The 22,658-nt window shown below is 38.9% G+C and carries 22 protein-coding genes and 1 riboswitch; all 22 genes read right to left on the bottom strand.

What is annotated here, in order from left to right:
* Positions 1–327 precede the first annotated feature (327 nt).
* On the bottom strand, positions 328–630 hold the full coding sequence (locus tag ACNSTQ_RS02100; RefSeq protein ID WP_275119914.1) for a YunC family protein: 303 nt from the start codon (positions 628–630) through the stop codon (positions 328–330).
* Positions 631–805: 175 nt separating this feature from the next.
* Complete coding sequence (locus ACNSTQ_RS02095) at positions 806–2,203, bottom strand: bifunctional metallophosphatase/5'-nucleotidase (protein ID WP_418198195.1); 1,398 nt, start codon at positions 2,201–2,203, stop codon at positions 806–808.
* 212 nt (positions 2,204–2,415) lie between these two features.
* Positions 2,416–3,240, bottom strand: coding sequence for a sulfite exporter TauE/SafE family protein (locus ACNSTQ_RS02090; protein ID WP_418198194.1), 825 nt, complete (start codon positions 3,238–3,240; stop codon positions 2,416–2,418).
* Between the two features lie 68 nt (positions 3,241–3,308).
* The gene (locus tag ACNSTQ_RS02085; protein WP_418198193.1) at positions 3,309–4,157 is read right to left on the bottom strand and encodes a DUF72 domain-containing protein; all 849 of its coding nucleotides are present in this window, start codon (positions 4,155–4,157) and stop codon (positions 3,309–3,311) included.
* 429 nt (positions 4,158–4,586) lie between these two features.
* Positions 4,587–5,246 carry a transcriptional regulator gene (locus tag ACNSTQ_RS02080; protein ID WP_418198192.1) on the bottom strand — a complete coding sequence of 220 codons (660 nt, stop codon included), beginning with the start codon at positions 5,244–5,246 and terminating at the stop codon, positions 4,587–4,589.
* 434 nt (positions 5,247–5,680) lie between these two features.
* Entirely contained in the window at positions 5,681–7,078 is a 1,398-nt protein-coding gene (gene sufB, locus ACNSTQ_RS02075; RefSeq protein ID WP_418198191.1) for a Fe-S cluster assembly protein SufB, read from the bottom strand.
* Positions 7,079–7,090: 12 nt separating this feature from the next.
* Positions 7,091–7,534 carry a Fe-S cluster assembly sulfur transfer protein SufU gene (gene sufU, locus ACNSTQ_RS02070; protein ID WP_418198190.1) on the bottom strand — a complete coding sequence of 148 codons (444 nt, stop codon included), beginning with the start codon at positions 7,532–7,534 and terminating at the stop codon, positions 7,091–7,093.
* Positions 7,521–8,744 (bottom strand): cysteine desulfurase, encoded by a 1,224-nt coding sequence (locus tag ACNSTQ_RS02065; RefSeq protein WP_418198189.1) that lies wholly within the window; start codon positions 8,742–8,744, stop codon positions 7,521–7,523. Before ACNSTQ_RS02065 ends, sufU begins: the two co-directional genes overlap by 14 nt.
* On the bottom strand, positions 8,744–10,039 hold the full coding sequence (sufD, locus tag ACNSTQ_RS02060; protein WP_418198188.1) for a Fe-S cluster assembly protein SufD: 1,296 nt from the start codon (positions 10,037–10,039) through the stop codon (positions 8,744–8,746). Before sufD ends, ACNSTQ_RS02065 begins: the two co-directional genes overlap by 1 nt.
* 19 nt (positions 10,040–10,058) lie before the next feature.
* Positions 10,059–10,838: a Fe-S cluster assembly ATPase SufC gene (gene sufC / locus ACNSTQ_RS02055; protein ID WP_418198187.1), complete on the bottom strand. Its 780-nt coding sequence runs from the start codon at positions 10,836–10,838 to the stop codon at positions 10,059–10,061.
* Between the two features lie 727 nt (positions 10,839–11,565).
* Entirely contained in the window at positions 11,566–11,736 is a 171-nt protein-coding gene (locus ACNSTQ_RS02050; protein ID WP_418198186.1) for a hypothetical protein, read from the bottom strand.
* Between the two features lie 381 nt (positions 11,737–12,117).
* Complete coding sequence (locus ACNSTQ_RS02045; RefSeq protein WP_418198185.1) at positions 12,118–12,513, bottom strand: carboxymuconolactone decarboxylase family protein; 396 nt, start codon at positions 12,511–12,513, stop codon at positions 12,118–12,120.
* A 241-nt stretch (positions 12,514–12,754) separates the two neighbouring features.
* A complete protein-coding gene (locus tag ACNSTQ_RS02040; RefSeq protein ID WP_418198184.1) occupies positions 12,755–13,609 on the bottom strand; it encodes a MetQ/NlpA family ABC transporter substrate-binding protein in 855 nt (284 codons plus the stop codon).
* A 17-nt stretch (positions 13,610–13,626) separates the two neighbouring features.
* Positions 13,627–14,295: a methionine ABC transporter permease gene (locus tag ACNSTQ_RS02035; RefSeq protein ID WP_418198183.1), complete on the bottom strand. Its 669-nt coding sequence runs from the start codon at positions 14,293–14,295 to the stop codon at positions 13,627–13,629.
* Complete coding sequence (locus tag ACNSTQ_RS02030; RefSeq protein ID WP_418198182.1) at positions 14,288–15,310, bottom strand: methionine ABC transporter ATP-binding protein; 1,023 nt, start codon at positions 15,308–15,310, stop codon at positions 14,288–14,290. The genes ACNSTQ_RS02035 and ACNSTQ_RS02030 overlap by 8 nt, the downstream gene beginning before the upstream one ends.
* A 201-nt stretch (positions 15,311–15,511) precedes the next feature.
* Positions 15,512–15,628, bottom strand: a riboswitch (SAM riboswitch).
* A gap of 83 nt (positions 15,629–15,711) precedes the next feature.
* Complete coding sequence (locus tag ACNSTQ_RS02025) at positions 15,712–16,953, bottom strand: MFS transporter (protein ID WP_418198181.1); 1,242 nt, start codon at positions 16,951–16,953, stop codon at positions 15,712–15,714.
* A gap of 477 nt (positions 16,954–17,430) precedes the next feature.
* A complete protein-coding gene (locus ACNSTQ_RS02020; RefSeq protein ID WP_418198180.1) occupies positions 17,431–17,844 on the bottom strand; it encodes a DUF4395 domain-containing protein in 414 nt (137 codons plus the stop codon).
* 136 nt (positions 17,845–17,980) lie between these two features.
* On the bottom strand, positions 17,981–18,226 hold the full coding sequence (locus ACNSTQ_RS02015; protein ID WP_418198179.1) for a YusG family protein: 246 nt from the start codon (positions 18,224–18,226) through the stop codon (positions 17,981–17,983).
* A 252-nt stretch (positions 18,227–18,478) separates the two neighbouring features.
* Positions 18,479–18,862, bottom strand: coding sequence for a glycine cleavage system protein GcvH (gene gcvH / locus ACNSTQ_RS02010; RefSeq protein ID WP_418198178.1), 384 nt, complete (start codon positions 18,860–18,862; stop codon positions 18,479–18,481).
* 70 nt (positions 18,863–18,932) lie between these two features.
* Complete coding sequence (locus ACNSTQ_RS02005) at positions 18,933–19,292, bottom strand: arsenate reductase family protein (protein WP_418198177.1); 360 nt, start codon at positions 19,290–19,292, stop codon at positions 18,933–18,935.
* A 300-nt stretch (positions 19,293–19,592) separates the two neighbouring features.
* Positions 19,593–21,377 carry an acyl-CoA dehydrogenase family protein gene (locus ACNSTQ_RS02000; protein ID WP_418198176.1) on the bottom strand — a complete coding sequence of 595 codons (1,785 nt, stop codon included), beginning with the start codon at positions 21,375–21,377 and terminating at the stop codon, positions 19,593–19,595.
* Positions 21,378–21,465: 88 nt separating this feature from the next.
* A complete protein-coding gene (locus ACNSTQ_RS01995) occupies positions 21,466–22,647 on the bottom strand; it encodes an acetyl-CoA C-acetyltransferase (protein WP_418198175.1) in 1,182 nt (393 codons plus the stop codon).
* Between the last annotated feature and the right edge of the window lie 11 nt (positions 22,648–22,658).

Below are 22,658 nucleotides of genomic sequence, written 5' to 3'. Positions count from 1 at the left end.
CTGCTCTAATTCAAATTTACATTACACTCTGAATGAATGATTCCAATCGATAAACGAATTGAAACCCTTTCATTTAAAAATATGGCGTTTGTTTTACAGTCATCTACAAATTGTATAAAATTTCGACATATCAAGGGTATCATTTGTGTAGACATATGTTAACTCCCTTTCAACTGTTTAATTAAAATTCAGGACTACAGTTGATAAGATTAGAAAATTTTGGTGAGCGTGTATAGGTCTTTTAACCCAATACAAAAGAGACCAACGAAAAAATAAAATCCGTCAGTCTCTTTTTATTGAACATGGATAGAGTATCCATATGTTGAGTTAGAGCATCTTTAACAATGCATCTTTACCTTTCATTCCTGCTTTAACACCTACAGCTTCAGCTTCTAATGTAATGGACTCAAGCGGAGCCTCAAGGAGTTGGTCGATTGTACGAACACCAACGGCACGGCCTGCGATGATTTTACGCTCTTTCAGCTTTTCATTTAATAGTGCAACGTCAAGTGCCCCGCACATTATATATCCTTTATCACTCATCACTGCCATAAAGTTTGTTTTTGGAAGCTTAAGGGTAACAGCAATGAAGGTATGACCCTCGATTGAAATTGGATTCATTTCAAGCACAGTATCACTCCTCCGTTTTTCGGATAATGCATATGTTCCAAAGCCTTAATCCCTTAGGAATAGTCTCTAGAACAAGCTCACGTGGTTGCTTATGAAGATAAAACTTCACAAGGCGTTTGACTTATCCTCGTTATACAATATGAAAAACAGACGAAAAAGTGCAAAGGTTGGACGATTACCTAATTTGTTTTAACTTCCATAAGAAAACATCCCGAAGAAGCTCCGGCATAAAGAAAACTTTTGACGTAGACTCGGCGATAGCCGGATACAGTTTTCCAAATGTAAACATATCGAGGGTTGCTAATTGGTACTCTTTTTTCATATCAATCGATTGTCCGTCAATGAGAATCCGTTCTACGTGTTCTGCTTGGTCTGCTAGCTTTTTAGTATGAACCTCAATGCCTGAGAAAGCCATTCTCCCTAAAACTTCACCACGGAAACCAAAACCTTTTAATTCAAGGCGCTGCATCCGCTCTGTAAAAGCATGCAAGATCGTTTCTTTCAAGCGGTCACCGCGCAGTGTAACAATACATGGGTTAATCGGATGAGGACAAATTCGATGAACATCCCCTCTCGTAATACCGCCTTTTGGAAGACTATCGAGTAGCACACCAGAATTCACCATGCTAATATTTGTACTACACCACTCTTTTAATGCTTCTGCTAACAGCTCTGGACCAATTGAAGGTTCAAACCATTTAACCGGTAAATCATACGGCAATACCGCAAGCTCTTCGTTCATAATTTGACGTTGTTTTTGGTCAAGACGCTCTAACAGCTCAAGTGTTTCCTTTGATTGTGGCATTGTTGGCGTCTCAATGGCCGCCATTTCAATATCGACAATTTCCTTTGTTTCTTCATTAATTACAAGTTTGATCTGACCAATATGAAAGCCAAATTTCCCCGCTTGGCCGATGAATGTACCTTTTATGTTTTTACCGGACTGAAGAACGTGATGCGTATGCGCTCCTAAAATAACATCAATGCCTTCAATGTGCTCGGCTATTTCTTGGTCTGCCGGGAAGCCGAGGTGTGATAAGAAAATCACAAAGTCAGCCTCAGCACGAACTTTTGCTACGAGATTGGGTAAGATTTCAAAAGGGTCGACAATGGTCCAGCCTAGTTTGTCGTAGAAAGGAAAAAATGGCGCTGTCATCCCGATTACACCAATTTTTGTTCCATTGTTTAACGTGATGTAGTGATAAGGCTTTGCCCAGGCCGGCACTTCATCGTGTTCGTCTAACAAGTTCGCTACTAAAACAGGAAATTGTGCATCTTCATACAACTCGTTCAAAGTGTCCTTGGAAAATGTTAAACCTTCGTTATTTCCGATAGTAACCGCTTGAACTCCTGCTTGGTTTAACAATTCAACATTTCCTTTGCCTTCTGTTGCCTCAGTCATTGGATGACACCGATCGGCATGATCGCCAATATCAAAGTAAAGCATATTCTCCTGCTTTCGTTCATGAAAGCTGCGCTGCTTTTTAATAAATTCAACAATTTTTGGCCAATGTTCAAAATGACTATGTATATCGTTCGTATGATAAATAAATAAAGTCTGTTCAGAAGACACCCAAAAGCCTCCTTTTTTATAGTGACGCTGTTAATGTTTGATGTAGATGTTGTTATTGAAAAAGACTAAGATTTTATGTGGACATCACTTCTCATTCATGCAGACCCAAGACAATTATCTTTTGAAGAGGGTAAACCAGTGTCAAATTTTGAGCCAAAGATCAATGCATTTCAACAATATGCTTTAACATAATCTCTTAACACGAAGGGCAATTACCCTACCATCAACCCTTGCCAAATTAATCTCGCTCCAATAATGACTAAGAAAATTCGTAAAAACATAACTAATGTATCACTTTTTAGTCGTTGACCGATTGCGGCCCCTAATTTTCCACCGATCCATGCTCCTGGAATTAACGCTATCGCATACAGCCAATCCACGTTACCTAAAGCGATATGAGAAACGGAACTAGAAATGGCTGAAAAGAAAATCATGAACATCGATGTGGCAACAGCCATATGAGCCGGAAAACCGAAGATTAAGATCATTGCAGGTACCATGAGCGAACCGCCGCCGATCCCAAATAATCCTGAACACATACCGACAATAAAGGAAATTGGAATAGCAAGCCAAGGACTGAAGCCATATTGAACGGTTTCTCCTAGGTCATTCACATATTCTCGTTTAACCCCTTTTTTTCCTACTTTAATTGGCTTTAAATACTTTCTGACCATTAAAATTAAAGAAACAATAATAATAAAAAGTCCAAAATAAATAAGAAAGCTGGAAACTTCAATTCCTTTGTTTAAATAAACCCCAAACAAAGCTCCTGGAATACTCCCAATTAAAAAAATCGAACCACTTATGTAGTCTACTTTCTTTTGCTTTATATAAGCGAGGGTAGATGACGCTCCTGTAAAAATCATTATGAGTAAAGAAGTACCAACTGCCACTTGCGGAGTGATGCCGGCTAATATCCCGATGTAACCACTAAGAACCATTAAAGCGGGCACAACAATAATCCCGCCGCCTAAGCCCATTAAACTGCCTAATGTCCCGGCAATGAGCCCTAAAATCACTAAAACGATCCATTCCATACCTGTTCCCCAACTTTCTTTAATTGCGCTTACTTACTCGTCTTACAAAAATAATTTATAATACTATATCATTCATCAAATAACGTTAATTGTCTAGGGGCGAGTCCTTCATATTCGATGCCGAGCATTGCTTGAAATCGTTTAGCATTTCCAGCCGCATCTCCACCTGAATTATTATTAAATACGACATATATGTCTTTTGTAGACGTTTCAAGTCGTCTTACCCTTTCAACCCATTCACCAAGTTCCTCATCATTGTAATTATATAAATAACGGACATCGCGCCAATTTCCGTCCCCCGGATCACGCCAGCCGTAGTAGTTGCGACCATGAAACCGTATGAGTGTCTTCTCGTCGTCGGTAGCTTCTAGTACGATCGGAACACTCCCAGTACCCGCTTGCGGTTCATCACAAATGCTGTGAATCCATTGTTCCTCCTTCATAAACGTTACTGTTTTCTCCTTCATATCTGGAGTAAACCATGATTGATGGCGAAATTCTAGTGCAACTGGAAGAGCTTGAAGCTGTGCCTTAACATAGCGTATATATTGAACATTTTCTTTTCGGCAATCAAACCATGGAGGAAACTGACACAAGACCATTGCTAAACGGTTTTCCCGAACTAACGGCTCGACCGATTCACGAAACGCTTCAAACATCTCTTCTTTCGATTGAAATGGAATCGCTCCACGCTGATGCCCCGTCATTCCTTGATAGGCTTTCACGACAAATTGAAAAGAAGATGGCGTTTCACGTATCCATTTTTCATAATTACGAACAGGTTGTATCGCATAAAATGAGGAATCCACTTCAACGACAGGAAAATGACTGCTGTACGTTCGCAGCTTATCCTGAGGCCTCGTTCCTTCATATAAATCATCGTGATCCCCCCAACCGGTTAAACCTATGTAAATCATCGCAATCCCTCTTTGTCAAAATGATGGATACGTCTATCATACTACTGTTTTTCTCATGTTCACAATAGTTAGGGCCTGCTATGGGGAAATGCGGTTGGAATGATTATTATTTAGATGAGTCATTTTTAATAACTAGACCGGAATAATAACTTGAAAGAGATGAAACGAGTTTATTTAGCTATTTGATAGGAAAGTTAGTTTCGGTGATGCGGGTGCTATTGTGGAGGTGAGGTTATATGCGAGTGGAGTGGTCAATAGTGGTGGTGATGTAGGATTGGGATGCTGCTGTGCATTGGGAGTTGCTTTGCATTAGGAAGTTGCTGTTGAATGAGAATGAGATGTAAATGTTACAATGATGAATGTGGTGGAAATGGAAATCGATGGTGAGTATTATAGTAGCTACGGTTCGCTTATTTTAAGTTATTTATCTTAAAAGTGAGGTGCTGCTTTCAGTTGATATGAACGAGCGCGTTTGTTTCCGCTAGCTATAACAAAAATTTCGAGATCGGCGAGATGATGTAAAATGCGCCGAGCGTGGCGAATACCTATTTTTAAATGGTTTGCAATTTCTAGTGGTGTTATCGGTCTGATTAACCGACGTGCATACCTTACAACTTCTACTTCTAGCCATGATAACTGCGATTGAGTTTCCATAGATATAAACTTCCCAATAAAAGCAAGTACAAGCTGCTGACATTGTTTTGTTTCTTCTTTTATCGATAAGTAAGCTATCGGTAATATTGTCCAACTATCAAGCGATAGTAACGAATGTCGCCAGCACAAGTCTTTAAATCTCCTCACATCAAGGTCTCTTGCATGTGGACCATATCCTTGGATTTCAATACATCCTTTCGCACCTCCTCGTTTATAAGCGAGATCTAGATAACGATAGCCATTATTAAAGTCTAGGACTTCCCATTCCGGGTACAAATCATCAAAATTTCCTACTACAGGGAACCAAACTAATCGAAGAAACTCAACTGTCCCATGCCCAAGTCCTTTTTCAAGAAGCTCACGCCTGCGGGGATTTTTTTCTTCGAGAATTTGTATTTTTAACCATTTATCATATTCCTCCTGAAACCTTGCCATTGTTACCACTCCCAATTTAAGTTTAGAAGTGACCTCTATGTAGACTGACTATGTTTAGTATAAATGTAACTAGAACTCTCTTCAAACAATTTCTTTCACAGTTATTTTATGGCACTCTGAGGCCCTTATTTCTTGTTTTTCACCCTATATATTCACATTATGGCACTCAATGGTCCTTATTGACTATCAATTACAAAAATTCTTGGTTGAAACGGTAATATAAGGGCTTCTGAGTTCCCTTTTCATTAAAAGTTAGTGTCTTTTGGCTTAATAAGGGCCTCTCAGTTCCCTTAATTACTTGGTTATAATAATCACTAGTTAACCGTGCTGTGTTCACTCAACCACCAGCATCAATTTTCCGAAACAACAGTCGACGCCACTCAAAAAAATTAAAAAGCCGCTCCTCCACAAGGGAAGAAGCGGCCTTACATTTATTAACCGATTGAACCTTCCATCTCGAACTTGATGAGACGGTTCATCTCTACTGCATATTCCATCGGTAATTCTTTTGTAAATGGTTCGATGAAGCCCATAACAATCATCTCAGTCGCTTCTTCTTCAGAAATACCGCGACTCATTAGATAGAACAACTGATCTTCAGATACTTTTGATACCGTTGCTTCGTGCTCTAATGTGATGTTGTTGTTTAGGATTTCATTGTAAGGAATTGTATCAGAAGTTGATTGGTTATCCATGATTAACGTATCACACTCAATCTTCGCTTTTGAACCTTCTGATTTACGTCCGAAGTGAGCAATCCCACGGTACGTTACTTTACCACCTTGTTTTGAGATCGATTTAGAAACGATCGTCGATGAACAATTTGGTGCTAAGTGATGAATTTTTGCCCCAGCATCTTGGTGCTGACCTTTACCAGCGATTGCAATTGAAAGGATCGTACCTTTTGCTCCTTCACCTTTCATAACAACTGCAGGATATTTCATCGTTAGCTTCGAACCGATGTTACCGTCAACCCATTCCATTGTAGCGCCTGCATCAGCAACTGCACGTTTTGTAACAAGGTTGAAGATGTTTGGTGCCCAGTTTTGGATCGTCGTATAACGGCAGTAACCGCCTTTATTAACGATGATTTCAACAACCGCACTATGAAGTGAGTTTGTTGAGTAAACTGGCGCAGTACAGCCTTCTACGTAGTGTACGTGGCTGTCTTCGTCTGCGATGATTAACGTACGCTCGAATTGACCCATGTTTTCAGAGTTAATACGGAAGTACGCTTGCAGTGGAGTTTCAACTTTTACGCCTTTTGGTACGTAGATGAATGATCCACCAGACCACACTGCAGAGTTAAGTGCAGCGAATTTATTATCAGTAGGAGGAATAACTGTACCGAAGTACTCTTTAAAGATGTCCTCGTTCTCTCTTAAAGCAGAGTCCGTATCTTTAAAGATAATTCCTTGCTCTTCAAGACCTTCTTGCATGTTGTGATAAACAACCTCAGATTCGTATTGAGCAGAAACCCCAGCTAGATACTTTTGTTCTGCTTCAGGAATTCCTAGCTTATCAAACGTATTTTTAATTTCTTCTGGTACTTCATCCCAAGATTTCTCAGAACGCTCTGATGGCTTAACGTAATACGTAATATCATCAAAGTTTAATCCAGAAAGATCGCCACCCCATTGCGGCATTGGCATTTTATAAAATTGCTCCAGTGACTTTAAACGAAAATCTAACATCCACTGTGGTTCACTTTTCATTCGAGAAATTTCCTCGACGATTTCACGAGTTAATCCCTTTTTCGAACGGAAAATCGAAACGTCTTTGTCTCTAAAGCCATATTTATATTCACCGATTTCCGGCATTTTCTTAGCCATGAGAAAACCTCCTTATTCGTTTTCGCTTTGAATACCCTTTTCCATCGCTTTCCATGCTAACGTTGCACATTTAATTCGTGCTGGAAACTTTGATACACCTTGTAGTGCTTCAATGTCACCTAGATCAAACGTAGAGTCATCATAGTCTTTACCTTGCATCATATCAGAGAAGATTTGTGACATCTTTAATGCTTCTTCAACAGATAGACCTTTAACAGCCTGTGTCATCATCGATGCAGAAGCAAGACTGATGGAGCACCCTTCACCTACAAACTTAGCAGCTGTGATTTTATCATCTTCTACTTGCATTTGTATTTGAATACGATCCCCGCATGTTGGGTTATTCATATTCACCGTTACAGAATCTCCTTCAAACTCTCCACGATTTCGAGGGCTTTTATAATGGTCCATGATCACTTGTCGATATAAAGTATCGAGATTGTTACCTAAAGACATCGCCGAAATACTCCTTTGTTTTTATTAATCCATTGACAAGTGCATCAACATCTTCTTTTGTATTGTATAAATAAAAACTAGCTCTCGCTGTTGCTGTTACGTTCAGCCATTTCATTAACGGCTGCGCACAGTGATGACCTGCGCGAACAGCAATTCCTTCAGCGTCAAGCACTGTCGCTACATCATGTGGATGAACATCGTCAATGTTGAAAGTGACTACACCTGCCCGCTTTTTCGGACCGTAAATCGTTAATCCTTCAATTTCAGACATACGCTCCATCGCATAAAGCGCAAGTTCATGCTCGTGCGCTAAGATTGCATCCATACCGACTTCCTCTAGAAAATCGATCGCCGCCCCTAATCCAATGGCACCTGCAATGATTGGAGTTCCACCTTCGAACTTCCAAGGAAGCTCTTTCCATGTTGATTCTTGCAAACCAACAAAGTCAATCATTTCTCCACCGAATTCGATTGGCTCCATGTTGTCTAATAGCTTTTTCTTTCCATAAAGAGCACCGATACCCGTTGGACCAGCCATCTTATGACCCGAAAAAGCAAAGAAGTCGCAATCTAAATCTTGCACATCGATTTTCATATGAGGTGTGCTTTGGGCACCGTCCACAACCATTACCGCGCCATGCTTGTGAGCAATCGCTGCGATTTCTTTGATTGGGTTAATGGCCCCTAACACATTCGAAACCTGCATAACCGATACAATTTTCGTTTGCGGAGTTACCGTTTTCTCAACATCAGCTAGATCAATACTTCCATCTTCTTGCAGTGGAATATATTTTAACGTCGCTCCAGTAGCTTTAGCCACTTGTTGCCACGGAATGATATTGCTGTGGTGTTCCATCGGTGTAATAACGATTTCATCACCTTCACCGAGATTGGCACGTCCGTAACTGCTAGCAACTAGATTGAGTGCTGTTGTCGTTCCTCTTGTAAAAATGATTTCTTCTGTTGAATTCGCATTGATAAACTTACGAACCTTTTCCCTTGCACCTTCATAACCATCAGTTGCAAGTGTACCGAGGGTATGAACCCCACGATGTACATTAGAATTATAGCGACGATAGTAATCATCTAAAGCTTCAATAACTTGAATAGGCTTTTGAGACGTTGCCGCACTATCTAAATAAACAAGTGGGTTCCCGTTCACTTCCTGATGTAGAATTGGAAACTGTTTGCGAACCTCTTGAACGTTCATTATTTTACTTTCCTTTCGATGACTTCCGTAAAACGTTCTTTTACAGATTCAACTGGAAGTTGGTTTACAACTGGTGCTAGGAAACCATGAATAATTAAGCGTTCAGCTTCTTTTTGCGTAATTCCACGACTCATTAAATAGAACATTTGTAGTGGATCAATTCTTCCTACAGATGCAGCGTGACCTGCTGTTACATCATCTTCATCAATAAGAAGGATCGGGTTCGCATCTCCACGAGCTTTTTCACTTAGCATAAGTACACGCTCAGTTTGCTCACCGTTTGATTTTGAAGCACCGTGTTCAATTTTTGTAATTCCGTTAAAGATCGCAGTTGCTTCTTCACGCATTACGCCATGTTTTAAAATATACCCTTCAGAATGTTTTCCATGATGGAAAATCTGTGTGGTGAAGTTTTGTTTTTGTGTTCCGCGACCAATCGTTACTGTTTTTGTATCAGCATACGAACCTTCACCAACTAGGTGTGTTGTATTTTCACTTACTGTATTTCCGTCATTCATTTGACCAAGTGCCCAATCTACTCGAGCATCGCGGCCAACCTGTGCACGACGAACCACATAAGTCGTTACGTTTTCAGAAAGATTGTCAACTGCTCCGAAAGAAACGCGAGCTCCAGCACCTGCATACACTTCAGCTACGATGTTAGCAATCGTTACTTCTTTAGGGCTTCCAACATAGTTCTCTACATACGTAACTGAACTATTATCTTCTGCAACAACAATCACGTGGTTGAATAATGCAGCTTCACTTATATTGTAAACGGCTTGAAGAGGAACAGTTACCTCTGTATTTTTTGGTACATAGATGAAAGTACCACCATTCATTAATGCCACATGAAGGGCAACCAGACGGTTTTCGTCCACATTTACAGCGTCTGCCATAAAATATTTTTCCACTAATTGTCCATGCTCTTTAAGTGCTGTTGCAAGGTCTGTAAAAATAACACCTTGTTGCTTAACAGCTTCACTCACTTGAAGACGAGCTGTTGCACCATCTTTTTGAACAACAATGTTTTGTTCACTCGTTACTTCACCAGCTAAACCTTTAATCTCATCATCTAACTCATCAAAAGAAGATACTGTTACTTCTTGAAGATGAGCAAATTGAGTGAAATTCCATTTATCAATCTTCGTTTTATCTGGTTTTGGTAAATCTAATTTATCTACTAAGTCAAGCGCTTTTAAGCGAAAATTTAATAGCCATTCAGGTTCGCCGCGCCCTGTAGAAAATTGTTTAACATACTCTTGATCGAACGCAAGCTTCGTTTCCACTGACATATTATCCCTCCTCACTACCTTATGCTTCTACTTTTTCATCTTCAATGCCAAGTTCTTCTTTAATCCAGTCGTAACCTTCTGCTTCTAAACGTTCAGCAAGTTCAGCTCCACCAGATTTTACGATACGGCCTTGCATCATAACGTGAACTTTATCAGGAGTGATGTAGTTCAGTAAGCGTTGGTAGTGAGTGATGATAAGACAGCCAAACTCTTCTCCACGCATTGCATTTACACCTGTAGATACTACTTTAAGTGCATCGATATCAAGACCTGAGTCAATTTCATCTAAAACGGCAATCTTTGGCTCAAGCATCATTAATTGAAGGATTTCATTACGTTTCTTTTCTCCACCAGAGAAACCTTCATTTAAATAACGTTGTGCGAACTCTTGATTCATTTCAAGTAAATCCATTTTCTCATCTAATTTGCGGATAAATTTCATTAATGAAATTTCGTCTCCCTCTTCACGACGAGAGTTGATCGCTGAGCGAAGGAAGTCCGCATTCGTGATCCCACTAATTTCACTTGGATATTGCATTGCTAAAAATAGACCAGCTAGAGCGCGCTCATCTACTTCCATTTCTAAAAGGTCTTCACCGTTAAAAGTGACTTTACCACTTGTAATTTCATATTTAGGGTGACCCATAAGTGCAGATGCTAATGTAGATTTACCTGTACCGTTTGGTCCCATGATCGCGTGTATTTCTCCACCTTTAATTTCTAGGTTGAAATCCTTTAAGATTTCCTTACCTTCTATTGCTACATGAAGATTTTCAATCTTTAAGTATGGTGCTGTCATTCTTTACTACCTCCAATATTTTATCTAAGATTACACTCCTCTCTTGACGAAAGAAGTGCTTTTGTTTATTCTCAATTTATTCTCATTACAATCTTATATCAAATCCAAAGTAAGTTCAACTTTTTTAATAACATTTATACACTTTTTATATATTTATGTATAGAAAGTATTTTGTGACCTTGTCCAACCTAATACTAGTTTCTCAACTCAGCTGCAATGTCATACAGTGAAACGTGGAAATGTCTAGCTATCGACGACAAGCGCTGGTGAAACAGCAAATTGTTCCTGCTTTTCGGACACGTTTGCTGAACCGATGGCACATGCAGCTATACAGTGAAACATGCAAAGGTTTAGTTGTATATGGACTTGGTGCCGCCACAGTATGAAAACGGTTAAACTCCTATTGTTCGAGACACAGACTAACTTTGTATCTCCTATTTTAGAGGAGTGAGAGGACCTTATTTTAACCAAACCCACCTGATTAAGAGTTGAGCGGACTGAGAGGCGCCTATTTGCTTAATATCATTAAAATACACAGCAAAAAGTCCTAAATAAGGGCTCTTGAGTCCGTTACGGTCCCCAAAAGCATTCTTTTTAATGAAATAACGGCCTGTGAGTCCGTTTCTGTTGCAAACTTAAAACGATTATTTATCTCATGCAGAAAACTACGATATAAAGAGACTGACTCATTACAAAAGAGTCAGCCTCTATTTCTGCTTATCTTATTTTAACGTTGTTTCAATTCAATAGCTAGTTTAATGGAACGTTTATAGTCTCTTTCGCGCGCTTTTTCAATTTCTAAGCGCTTCTCCAGGCTGCGATTGTACTCCTCGTAACCAATTCCGTGGTTCTGTTGCATCGCCTTTTCCATGTCGCCTGTGTAATTCGTTTGAATCATGTGGATAATAAATCAATCCTTTCTTTTTTATAAGGTAACTGACAGTTTGCAATCAATTTAAGTTGAGTGCTTCAGTTACGCTTACTCTATAAAGAATCATATCATTCAAACGATTTCTACCCAACTGCGATATAATGTGAAATTTTCTGACAATGTGTCGTTATGCATACTCACCTTTTCTCACATATCAATGCTATACAATTTAGCACATATACTCTTTATTACTCGCAGATTGAAAATAGAAAAAGAAAATCGCAAGCGCCCGTTTAGCGACGTATGGACTGGAGCGCACCGTATAAGATAAAAGAAACACGGTGAATGTTAATGAGCCAAAGTTGACTTATCGCAAGGAGGTGAGCGAAATCGTAGCGCTTCACTCCTTTAATGGTTCTTTTGTTTATCTGAAGAACCTAACTCTGAAATAGCTTCTTGAACTAAAGTTACAGCCTGACTCATCGCTGCTCCCCCACCAAATGCTGCAGTAACACCTAAGGCTTCGAGAATTTCTTCTTCACTGCATCCTTCATCTAAGCAACCTTTTGTATGATAAATAATGCAATATTCATCTTGTGAAACGACACTAATTCCTAATGCAATCAGCTGCTTTTCTTTTTTGGATAATTTTCCTTCTTTAAAGCACGCTTCTGTAAACTCATTAAACTTCCCAGCGACATCAGGCATTTTTTGCAAGAATTGTCCTAAACCTTCTTTATACTCTTGTAAGGCCATTTGAATGACACTGTCTTGCTGATTATCTTGATTTTGGTTTTGTTCCATGTCTATGTACCTCCTTTTTATCTGAACACCTTTAACATTCCTATTATTCCTTTGTATTTCCATTTCATGTATAAAACTCGCATGCCATTTTCGCGATTTCGAAATTCATCATCTGCTTCAAGAGTTATTCATTATTACTGTTGTTATTCTCAGGCCCTTGATAAATTTTCTTTTTAAAAAATTAAAAAAGTGGCATTGGAATATTACTTCCAACGCCACTGGGTTGATCTTAAAATTTATCTTACTCACTCCATGGAATAACTGCACCGTCATACGTTTCAAGAATGAAGTTTACAACTTCTTCAGAACGTAATACTTCAAATAAAGTGTGGAGCTCTGGACGATCTACATCTTCAGATCGAACAACGATTAAGTTTGGTTGAAGAACATCTTGTCCTTCAAAGGCAATACCGTAACTTTCGATATCTACTCCACCTTCAAGAGCATAGTTTGTGTTAATAACAACAGCGTCACCTTCACCACTTTCAAATGATGGAGCAAGTAATCTTGCTTCAACAAGTGTTGTGAAGTCTAAGTTTTTCGGGTTTGACACGATATTTTCACGTTGCGCTAATTGTCCTTCTTCAACGTCTAACTCAATGACACCTGCACGCTCAAAGATAGGTAAAATACGACCGTGGTCACTGAAAGAATCACTCATGATAATTTTTGCACCATCAGGCAGCTCGTCTAAACTACTGTATTCTTTTGAATAAACCCCAATAGGTTCAGCGTGAATTGGCCCAATGCTTTCGAACTCATAACCAAACTCTTCAATTTGCATTGCTAAATAGCCTGGTGTTTGGAAGTAGTTTGCATCTAGCTCGCCTTCATTTAATGCTTGGTTTGGTAAAATATAATCCGTGAATGTTTTAATTTCTAGATCAATTCCTCTTTCAGCTAAGAGTGGAGCAGCAAATTCAAGCACTTCTGTATGTGGAACAGCTGATGCCCCTACGACTAATTTAACATTCTCTTCTTGAGCTGCTTCTTCTCCTGGTGTTTCTTCTGTTTGTGGCTCTTCAGCACCACCACCACATGCTACTAATGATAATGAAATTGCTGCAGCGCCAATTAAACTTAAGAACTTTTTCATTTCTTTTTTCCCCCTTATTAACGTTTGTCAGTTTTATATGTGAAATAATCTCCAATCCATTGAATAATGAATACGATCAATAAGATTGAGATTGTTGCCACCATCGTTACAGTTGTATTGTTTCTTTGGAAACCTTCTAAATAGGCAAAGTGACCCAGACCTCCAGCACCGATAACCCCCGCCATTGCTGTGTAACTTACTAAAGCAATCGCTGTAACCGTGATCCCTGAAATTAATGCAGGTAAAGACTCTGGAATTAACACCTTATAAATAATTTGCCAGTTTGTTGCTCCCATCGATTGTGAAGCTTCGATAACACCTTTATCAATTTCTCTTAAGGCGATTTCCACCATACGAGCGTAGAAAGGAGCCGCACCGATAATTAAAGCAGGTAACGCTGCATTCGCTCCTAACATCGTCCCCATTAGCATTCTCGTAAATGGAATGAGCAGTACAATTAGTATAATAAAAGGAATAGACCTGAATACATTGACAATCGTACTTACGATTAAATTAGCGGGACGGTTTTCCCACAGGTTTCCTTTACTTGTTAAATATAAGATAAGTCCTAAAACAAGCCCAATGGCGAATGTGGCTACAACGGAAATTGATGTCATATAAATGGTTTCGACCGTTGCTTCCCACAACTTGTCCCATTTCATTTTTGCAAACCATTCATTAAACATGATCGATCACCTCCACTTGTACTCCTTCTTCACGAATGAAAGCAATCGCACGATCAATTTCTACGACATCTCCATCAATCTGGATAAACAGTGTTCCGTATGCCCCTTCTTGCGTCTGCGAAATTTTACCTTGTAGAATATTTACTTCTATATCAAACTTCCGAATGATTTTCGTAATGAGGGGCTTTTCCGTCTCTTCCCCTATAAAACTTAATTGAACGACTTTTCCTGATTCATCTTCAATAATATGAGAGATCGTGTCCTTCGTTTCCTCTGGATCTGTTACCTGTTTTACAAATTGTTTTGTAATTCCAGCTTGCGGGTTTTTAAATACATTCAGAACAGGCCCCATCTCAACGACTTTACCTGCTTCCATTACAGCGACACGATGACAAATCTTTCGAATGACATGCATCTCGTGTGTAATGAGTACGATCGTTAAGCCAAGTTTTTTATTGATATCTACGAGTAATTCTAGGATCGAATCGGTTGTTTTCGGGTCTAATGCCGAAGTTGCTTCATCACAAAGGAGAACTTTCGGATTGTTCGCAAGCGCTCTAGCAATTCCAACCCGTTGCTTCTGTCCACCACTGAGCTGAGAAGGATACGATCCCCCTCTTCCTTCAAGACCGACAAGTTTAATTAATTCATCGACTCGTTTTTGACGTTCTTCTTTTGGCACACCTGCAATCTCTAGAGGAAATCCAATATTTTCTCTAACAGTCCTCGACCACAATAAGTTAAAGTGTTGAAAAATCATACTAATTTCTTGTCTTGCTTTACGTAGAGACTTTCCTTTTAACGACGAAAGCTCTTTACCTGCAACGGTAACGGTTCCTTCTGTTGGGCGTTCGAGACTGTTCAACATACGAATTAACGTACTTTTTCCAGCACCACTATAACCGATAATTCCAAATATTTCGCCTTCTTTAATTTCTAAATCTACACGGTCGACCGCTGTAACAACGCCGTCTTTCGTTTTAAACAGTTTCCGTATGCCACTTAAATGAATCATGGTGCCCTCCTAATAATTATTTCTCTCTCCTATGTTATTTATCTCTATTTTTCCTATTTGTTTACTCGTATTAATGCCGACAACAACCTTCAACACTACGTCTTCTTACGTCATTGTTAAAGTTTAATTGCTGGGACTAATAAAAAAAACCTTCCCGTCATAGATGAACAGAAAGGTTTAGTCACAATGTTAGTGTCCTTTCTCTCATCTTTCAAGGCATTTCACCTTGCAGGATTTAGCACCTTTCTTAACACAATTCATGTTTTCAAAGGTTGCCGGGTTTCTTCGGGCCAGTCCCTCCACCACTCTAGATAAGAGCTTGCAGCTATTAAATTACTTTAATCAATGAAAGAATAATAACATGTGTCGAATTTTGTTGTCAATAGATTTTAAATAAATGATTATTTAACTTTTCTAAATACTAAATAAAAGTAAACCGAACCAATCAAATATAAACAACCTGTAATGGTAAAAACGATAGCATATCCGTGATACGCCCCGTACATCATAACAAGTGTCATCGAAACAGGCCCCATGACTGCCCAACCGAGCTGGAATACCATTTGCCCAACTGAGTTCGCTAACCCCTTAATCGAGTCATCTACACTTCTCATCATTAGTGACATCTGAATAGGGTTCCCGGCATTCATTAAGGCTTGACGGAAAAGGAAACCAATAACGGCCAACCATAAATTTTCTGTATAAGCTGTAAGTAAAAGGAAAGGTAACGATGCTAATTGTAAAATAACTACCGCACGAACTTCACCAAAACGTTTTACAACAGCAGGACCGATCATAAACGCAACGGCTGTCATCGCTTGACCTAAAGATAAGATAATACCGACAAGTGATTTGCTAATTTCAAAGCGGTCTGTAAAATATATGTTCAAATACGGAATAACAAGACCGGAACCAAAGCCAATAATTAACTGCGCAATGGCAAAAAGAGCGATCATTTTAAGCCCGGACTTTTGTGTTTTAAAGATATTTTTAAATGAACTTGCTGCTGTTTTTTCGGTCTTAAGTTTTCTTTCTTCGTTAATCTTCATAATTGGAATGAGAGATGTAAAGAAAAATATGGACCCGACGAGCAATGTAATTCGTACACTCCACAACGCACTAAGCGAAAATAATGCCTGTAAGACATCACTTAACGTACCACCTAATGCATTCCCTATAACATTTGCAACCATGATTAGGGCAAAATTAAAACTAAATAAATGAACCCTTTGCTTTTCTGTAGAGTTTTCCGCTAAAAGCGGTATAGAAGACACTTGAATAAACGACATAAAAATCCCTGTGGCAAACGCACTAACAAGAAGCAGCGATTCCGCTTCTATTACAGATCGTGATAACATCGTAACAGAAGCAAATATTGCCCCAACTAATATAACTTTTTTTCGACCTACTTTATCACTCATAATTCCAGCTGGTAATAAAAAGATTGCTGACGCCATCGCTGTCATTGCAATTACTTTCCCGTTTACCTGGTCGTCATATCCGAGTTCACGTATATAATAGTTGTAAATGATCATGAAAATGCCCATTCCGACATTCACTAAAAAGGATGCGAGTAAAAATAACCGAACATTTTTGTTATAGCTCTTGAGCTGATTACCCCAATCGCCAATAAATTTTGACATGCTACAAACCTTCCCCGAAATTAATTTCGCTACCCTAAATATAATAGTCAATTATTTCGAGTTTGCCTAGAGTTTTGCCTCATTATTTTTTTGTAAAATTACGGTTATGTCCATAGAGGAGACATTTCGAGGGAAACATTCCTTGAAATCGTTCTTATAAAAGAAAGCCCTTTTGAAAATGCTTAGGAAACGAAAGACGATGAGTTCGACTTATCCAATCAGGCGGTGAAACCGAAATTTTAAAGAAAACAGCCAATTTTAAGCGGTAGCACTTCAAGGAGTTAAACACATAAATCACTAATAAACCACTTGATTCCTGGTACAGAACAGAACGGCTATTGAGTCCTTTACGTTCAAAAATAATTATGAATTTTATAGGTATAAGACCCTGGCATCCGCTACTTTTATTCCAACAGTTTCAAACAAGAATAAACTTCTTCTTTAAACAAAAAAAAAAATGAGGCGACAGCAGCCACCTCATTTTTTCATCTCATACTTTAATTTCTTAAACTGGAAATACATAAAACATCCGACGCAAAACCCGAGCAAAGCGACTGAAGCTGCTACAGTAACCATTCCAACCAGAACCCATCCGAACCAATGTCCGGTTGTCAGTAACACAATCAACGCAATACTTAATAAGCTTGCTGCAATAATTTGATTAAATCGTTGCAGCTCTGCTGCTTCCGTTTCTTCATTAGAAACGTCTTTTATCAGCACCTTGGCCACATTAAATGTAATATTTGCCTTAGGCCCAAATAAAAGCGGTAATAACACGATTAATAAAGTAAGTGCTAGTAATGATACATTTTGAAGTAAAATTGAAAATAAGGTTAGGACAACCATCACATACTGATTGGTTCTAACATATGACTTTGGAATTTCTTTCATATTAATCCCCCTAAATCCGATAAACATTATTAGTTTAATTCATTTTATGATGAATAGACCTATAAGGCAATAGAAAAAAATTAGATCCTGCTTGTTTATAATGCAAAAAAGCGGGGGCTATTACCCCCGCTTTTTCCTAGCACCACCCTAAGTCACAATCATCAACGTATTTCTCTTGTTTTTCTGGATGAGCATTTTCATAACGGTAAACTTTATTACTATCGAACTCAAACCCTTCAGCCATTTCATACTGATTGCCTTGATTTGTCATAATAATTTTACCGATACGAGCATCATCCATGTATAAATTCATCGCACCATTTTCTAGTTTTCCATCCACTTTGCTCGTAACATCAACTTTTTTCATTTCTTTTTCAATCATCAAACAAAACCTCCTTTTCTCGGGCGGTTGTTTTTACATTTCCCTAAAAGGATGTTTTTCAAACCAACGACTAATGGGAAGTGTTATTGGCTTATACGCGTACACAAAAAGGCTGACACGTGTCTTTCAACAAGCTTATCGGATGCAAAAGAGCCCTAATAAGAAGTTGATAACACTGAAGTGTCAGCCAATTTTATGCGTGGTTATTGAAATTGCCCTCAAGAGCTACTCCATTTTTCGATCAAACTTAACTTAGTCTTCACTAATCATTTCTTGATATTTTTCAGCTGTCATTAAGTTATCTAACTCAGACTCGTCTGATAGCTCTACAACGATCATCCAAGCTTTTTCGTATGGCGATTCGTTTACTAGCTCAGGAGCATCGTCTAAATTTTCGTTAATTTCGACAACTTTACCACTTACGGGTGCGTAAAGCTCAGAAACTGTCTTAACTGATTCTACGCTGCCGAATGGCTCATCCGCTGTAATTTCATCACCGACTTCTGGAAGTTCAACGAATACGATATCGCCTAGCTCGGATTGTGCGAAATCTGTAATTCCGACATGAACTTTATTTCCTTCAACTTTTACCCACTCATGTTCTTCTGAATATTTTAACTCTTTTGGTAAACTCACGTAATTCCCTCCAATTATTTCAGTGTTCATCGTTACTATATAATATATTAGTAGCGTTATACAACCCTAGTTATTTTTTCCAGTTTACTACAAATTCTTCTTCTTTAAATCCTACCGTTACTTTTTCTCCATCCGTTACGATCGGTCGTTTGATTAGCATTCCATCGGTAGCAAGAATATCTAACAACTCGGAATTAGATGCTTCCTTTACCTTATCTTTCAAACCGAGTTCACGGTACTTTTTACCACTCGTATTAAAAAATTTCTTAATTTCTAATCCACTTTTTTTATAGAGAGATTCTAATTCCTCTCGACTCGGTGGATGTTCAACGATATGTATAGCTTCATACTCCACTTCATGGTCATCAAACCACTTCTTTGCCTTTTTACAAGTTCCACAATTGGGATACCAGTAAAACTGTAAACTCATCTTTATTCTCTCCCTTCCAAATTATCCGTATTGCAGTAATCCACATAGGTGCACTTTCTACATTTATTATTCCTTAAATAGCATCAATTAACAACTAAAAGCACCGGTACCAGGTACCTTTACCGCACTACAGAGCTAAAGGTACCTGGTACCGGAATAAACCGTATTTTGGTAACACGTCAAAGAAGCCCCATTTTGGGACTTCTTTGATCTTAGTAGAGAGGAGAATGCTTCCTTGTAGAAAGGAGGTTTTATTATGTTTTTGGAACTAAAGCTCCAAAATTGAATAACAAGTTAAAATTAAATTACGTAACGCTCTTCAGCTAATACAGCCTCAGCAATTTGACGCTTCTTCGCAATTACATTGATTGGAGTATGACGAGTTAATTTGCGTAAGATAGAAATCATTGTACGAAGAGTGTCGCCTTCTTGCATAGCTACTAATGACTCTTTAGCATGCGCTTCGATACGGTTGAATGCTTCTTGGCAATATACTTCAGTTAAAAGTACTTTTTGCTCATTTTTATCTAAACCATTACGGTTGATCGCTTTTTCTGTACGAAGGATAGCAGATTCCATGTTGAATACTTCACTAACGATGTCTGCCACGTTAGATAAGATTTCTTGCTCGTTTTGAAGCTTTTGTTGATACTTTTGAGCTCCAGTACCAGCTACCATTAAGAAGATCTTCTTCGCCATTTTTAGTAAATACTTTTCTTGCTCTAATGGCTCAGTTCCAACTTCCTCAGGCATCATCATCATTAATTCTTCTTGAAGAGACATTGCTTGCTCAAGTAAAGGAAGCTCGCCTTTCATTGCTTTACGAAGAATTGTAGCTGGAACTAATAGACGGTTGATTTCGTTTGTTCCTTCAAAGATACGGTTGATACGAGAGTCACGGTAGATGCGCTCTACTTCGTACTCAGCCATAAATCCATAACCGCCGTGGATTTGAACAGCTTCATCAGCATTGTAGTCTAATTGTTCAGAACCTACAATTTTATTTAAAGAACACTCGATAGCGTATTCAGCAATAGCGTCTGCTACTTTACGGCCATCTTTTTGCTCTTCTTCACTTAATCCACCTAAACGATCTTCGAAAAGTCCGCCTGTACGGTAGATGGAACTCTCAGCTGCATACGTACCTACAGCCATGTTTGCTAATTTCTCTTGGATTAAAGTAAATTTAGCAATTGGTTGTTTGAACTGCTTACGCTCATTCGCATATTTAGCAGCAAGCTCAAGCGTTTTTTTACATCCACCGATCGTACCTACCCCAAGCTTGTAACGACCAACGTTTAAGATGTTAAATGCGATAACATGACCTTTGCCAACTTCACCAAGTAAGTTTTCTACTGGTACATGAACATCTTCTAAAATTAATGTACGAGTTGAAGAACCTTTAATACCCATCTTCTTCTCTTCTGGACCTGTAGAAACGCCATCGAATGCTTTTTCTACGATGAATGCAGTGAAGTGCTCACCATCGATTTTTGCATAGACTACGAATACGTCTGCAAATGCAGAGTTTGTAATCCATTGTTTTTGACCGTTTAATACATAGTGAGTTCCTGCTTCATTTAATACAGCAGTTGTTTTTGCACCTAATGCATCTGAACCAGAACCCGGCTCAGTTAATGCGTAAGCAGCAATTTTCTCACCTGAAGCTAGAAGTGGAAGGTATTTTGACTTTTGCTCATGGTTACCGAAAAATACGATTGGTAACGATCCGATACCAACGTGTGCACCGTAACTTAATGAGAATGCACCAGCACCAGCAAATTTTTCAGTAATTACTGAAGAACTGATTTTATCCAAACCAAGTCCGCCGTACTCTTCTGGTACGTCTGCACCTAAAAGTCCAAGCTCACCAGCTTGTGTTAATAGACGACGAGAAATTTCAAAGTCATGGTTTTCGATTTCTTCAAGGTGAGGGCGAACTTCACCATAAACAAACTCTTCAGTCGTCTTACCAATCATAATATGCTCTTCAGAAAAGTCCTCTGGAGTAAAAACTTGTTCTGCAGAAACATCATCAAGTAAAAAGCTTCCGCCTTTTAAAACTTCATTTTTTACGTTACTCATCATTCATTCCCCCAATTTGTTATTTGAAACAAAAAGATAATCTTTTATAAGGGAAGCAGACAAAGCTGCTTCCGCTTCCGCTTTTCTATTAACCTATTAATTCAAAGACACCTGCAGCTCCCATTCCGCCACCGATACACATTGTAACGACACCGAACTGTTCACCACGACGTTTCATTTCATTCATAAGTGTTAGTGTAAGTTTTGCACCAGAGCATCCAAGCGGGTGACCTAGAGCAATTGCTCCACCGTTTACATTTACTTTATCTAGATCTAGACCTAAGTGACGAACTACTTGTAATGATTGAGAAGCGAATGCTTCATTTAATTCAAATAATGCGATATCAGAAAGGCTTAATCCAGCAATTTCTAGAGCCTTAGGAATAGCTTCAACTGGACCAATTCCCATAATTTCAGGTGCTACACCTGCTACTGCAAATGAACGGAATTTAAGAATTGGAGCGAGACCATTAGCTTCAGCTTCTTCACGGTCCATTACAAGGACACTTGCTGCTCCATCACTCATTTGAGAAGAGTTACCTGCAGTAACAGATCCTTTTGGATGGAAAGCAGGGCGTAACTTTCCTAATGTATCGATAGTTGTCTCTACACGTACACCTTCATCGACACTGAACGTTACTTGTTTTTCTTTTAATTTATTGTCCGCACCCACTGAACGTAATGTTACATCCACTGGAACGATTTCATCTTCAAATTTACCTTCTTTAATAGCATTGGCTGCACGACGGTGACTTTCTACCGCAAACGCATCTTGGTCAGCACGGCTAACTTCAAAACGTTTTGCCACTTCTTCCGCCGTGTAACCCATACCCATATAGTACTCAGGCATTTCTTCAACTAATTTAGGGTTAGGGGCAATCACGTGTCCACCCATTGGGATTAGACTCATTGATTCTGCTCCACCTGCGATAATTGATTTAGAGTGTCCAAGCATAATACGCTCAGATGCATAAGCAATACTCTGTAAACCTGAAGAACAGTATCGGTTAATGGTGATGGCAGGTACCGTATTTGGTAATCCAGCTAAAGCTGCGATATTACGTGCCATATTCATTCCTTGTTCTGCTTCAGGCATTGAACAACCCATAATTACGTCATCGATTTTACTTGGGTCAAAATCGCCTGCACGCTTTAATGTTTCCTTTATTGTTAATGCACCTAAATCATCCGGTCTTACATTGGCAAGTGTTCCTCTTTTTGCTTTTCCGACTGGTGTTCTAGCACCAGCTACTATAACCGCTTCTCTCAAGTGTCTTCCCT

This window comes from Alkalihalobacterium sp. APHAB7 (genome assembly GCF_048323755.1).
Taxonomy (GTDB): Bacteria; Bacillota; Bacilli; order Bacillales; family Bacillaceae_F; genus Alkalihalobacterium.
This window is presented reverse-complemented; position numbering and strand designations above follow the sequence as displayed.

Coding starts and splice junctions, on each gene's coding strand:
- sufU (WP_418198190.1), bottom strand. CDS start 7,534: ATGTCTTTAGGTAACAATCTCGATACTTTATATCGACAAGTGATCATG.
- ACNSTQ_RS02065 (WP_418198189.1), bottom strand. CDS start 8,744: ATGAACGTTCAAGAGGTTCGCAAACAGTTTCCAATTCTACATCAGGAA.
- ACNSTQ_RS02085 (WP_418198193.1), bottom strand. CDS start 4,157: ATGATTTACATAGGTTTAACCGGTTGGGGGGATCACGATGATTTATAT.
- ACNSTQ_RS02040 (WP_418198184.1), bottom strand. CDS start 13,609: ATGAAAAAGTTCTTAAGTTTAATTGGCGCTGCAGCAATTTCATTATCA.
- ACNSTQ_RS02025 (WP_418198181.1), bottom strand. CDS start 16,953: ATGTCAAAATTTATTGGCGATTGGGGTAATCAGCTCAAGAGCTATAAC.
- sufB (WP_418198191.1), bottom strand. CDS start 7,078: ATGGCTAAGAAAATGCCGGAAATCGGTGAATATAAATATGGCTTTAGA.
- ACNSTQ_RS02000 (WP_418198176.1), bottom strand. CDS start 21,377: ATGAGTAACGTAAAAAATGAAGTTTTAAAAGGCGGAAGCTTTTTACTT.
- ACNSTQ_RS02035 (WP_418198183.1), bottom strand. CDS start 14,295: ATGTTTAATGAATGGTTTGCAAAAATGAAATGGGACAAGTTGTGGGAA.
- ACNSTQ_RS02050 (WP_418198186.1), bottom strand. CDS start 11,736: ATGATTCAAACGAATTACACAGGCGACATGGAAAAGGCGATGCAACAG.
- ACNSTQ_RS02020 (WP_418198180.1), bottom strand. CDS start 17,844: ATGAAAGAAATTCCAAAGTCATATGTTAGAACCAATCAGTATGTGATG.
- ACNSTQ_RS02090 (WP_418198194.1), bottom strand. CDS start 3,240: ATGGAATGGATCGTTTTAGTGATTTTAGGGCTCATTGCCGGGACATTA.
- ACNSTQ_RS02030 (WP_418198182.1), bottom strand. CDS start 15,310: ATGATTCATTTAAGTGGCATACGGAAACTGTTTAAAACGAAAGACGGC.
- sufD (WP_418198188.1), bottom strand. CDS start 10,039: ATGTCAGTGGAAACGAAGCTTGCGTTCGATCAAGAGTATGTTAAACAA.
- ACNSTQ_RS02015 (WP_418198179.1), bottom strand. CDS start 18,226: ATGATTGAAAAAGAAATGAAAAAAGTTGATGTTACGAGCAAAGTGGAT.
- ACNSTQ_RS02005 (WP_418198177.1), bottom strand. CDS start 19,292: ATGAGTTTACAGTTTTACTGGTATCCCAATTGTGGAACTTGTAAAAAG.
- sufC (WP_418198187.1), bottom strand. CDS start 10,838: ATGACAGCACCATACTTAAAGATTGAAAATCTTCATGTAGCAATAGAA.
- ACNSTQ_RS02045 (WP_418198185.1), bottom strand. CDS start 12,513: ATGGAACAAAACCAAAATCAAGATAATCAGCAAGACAGTGTCATTCAA.
- ACNSTQ_RS02080 (WP_418198192.1), bottom strand. CDS start 5,246: ATGGCAAGGTTTCAGGAGGAATATGATAAATGGTTAAAAATACAAATT.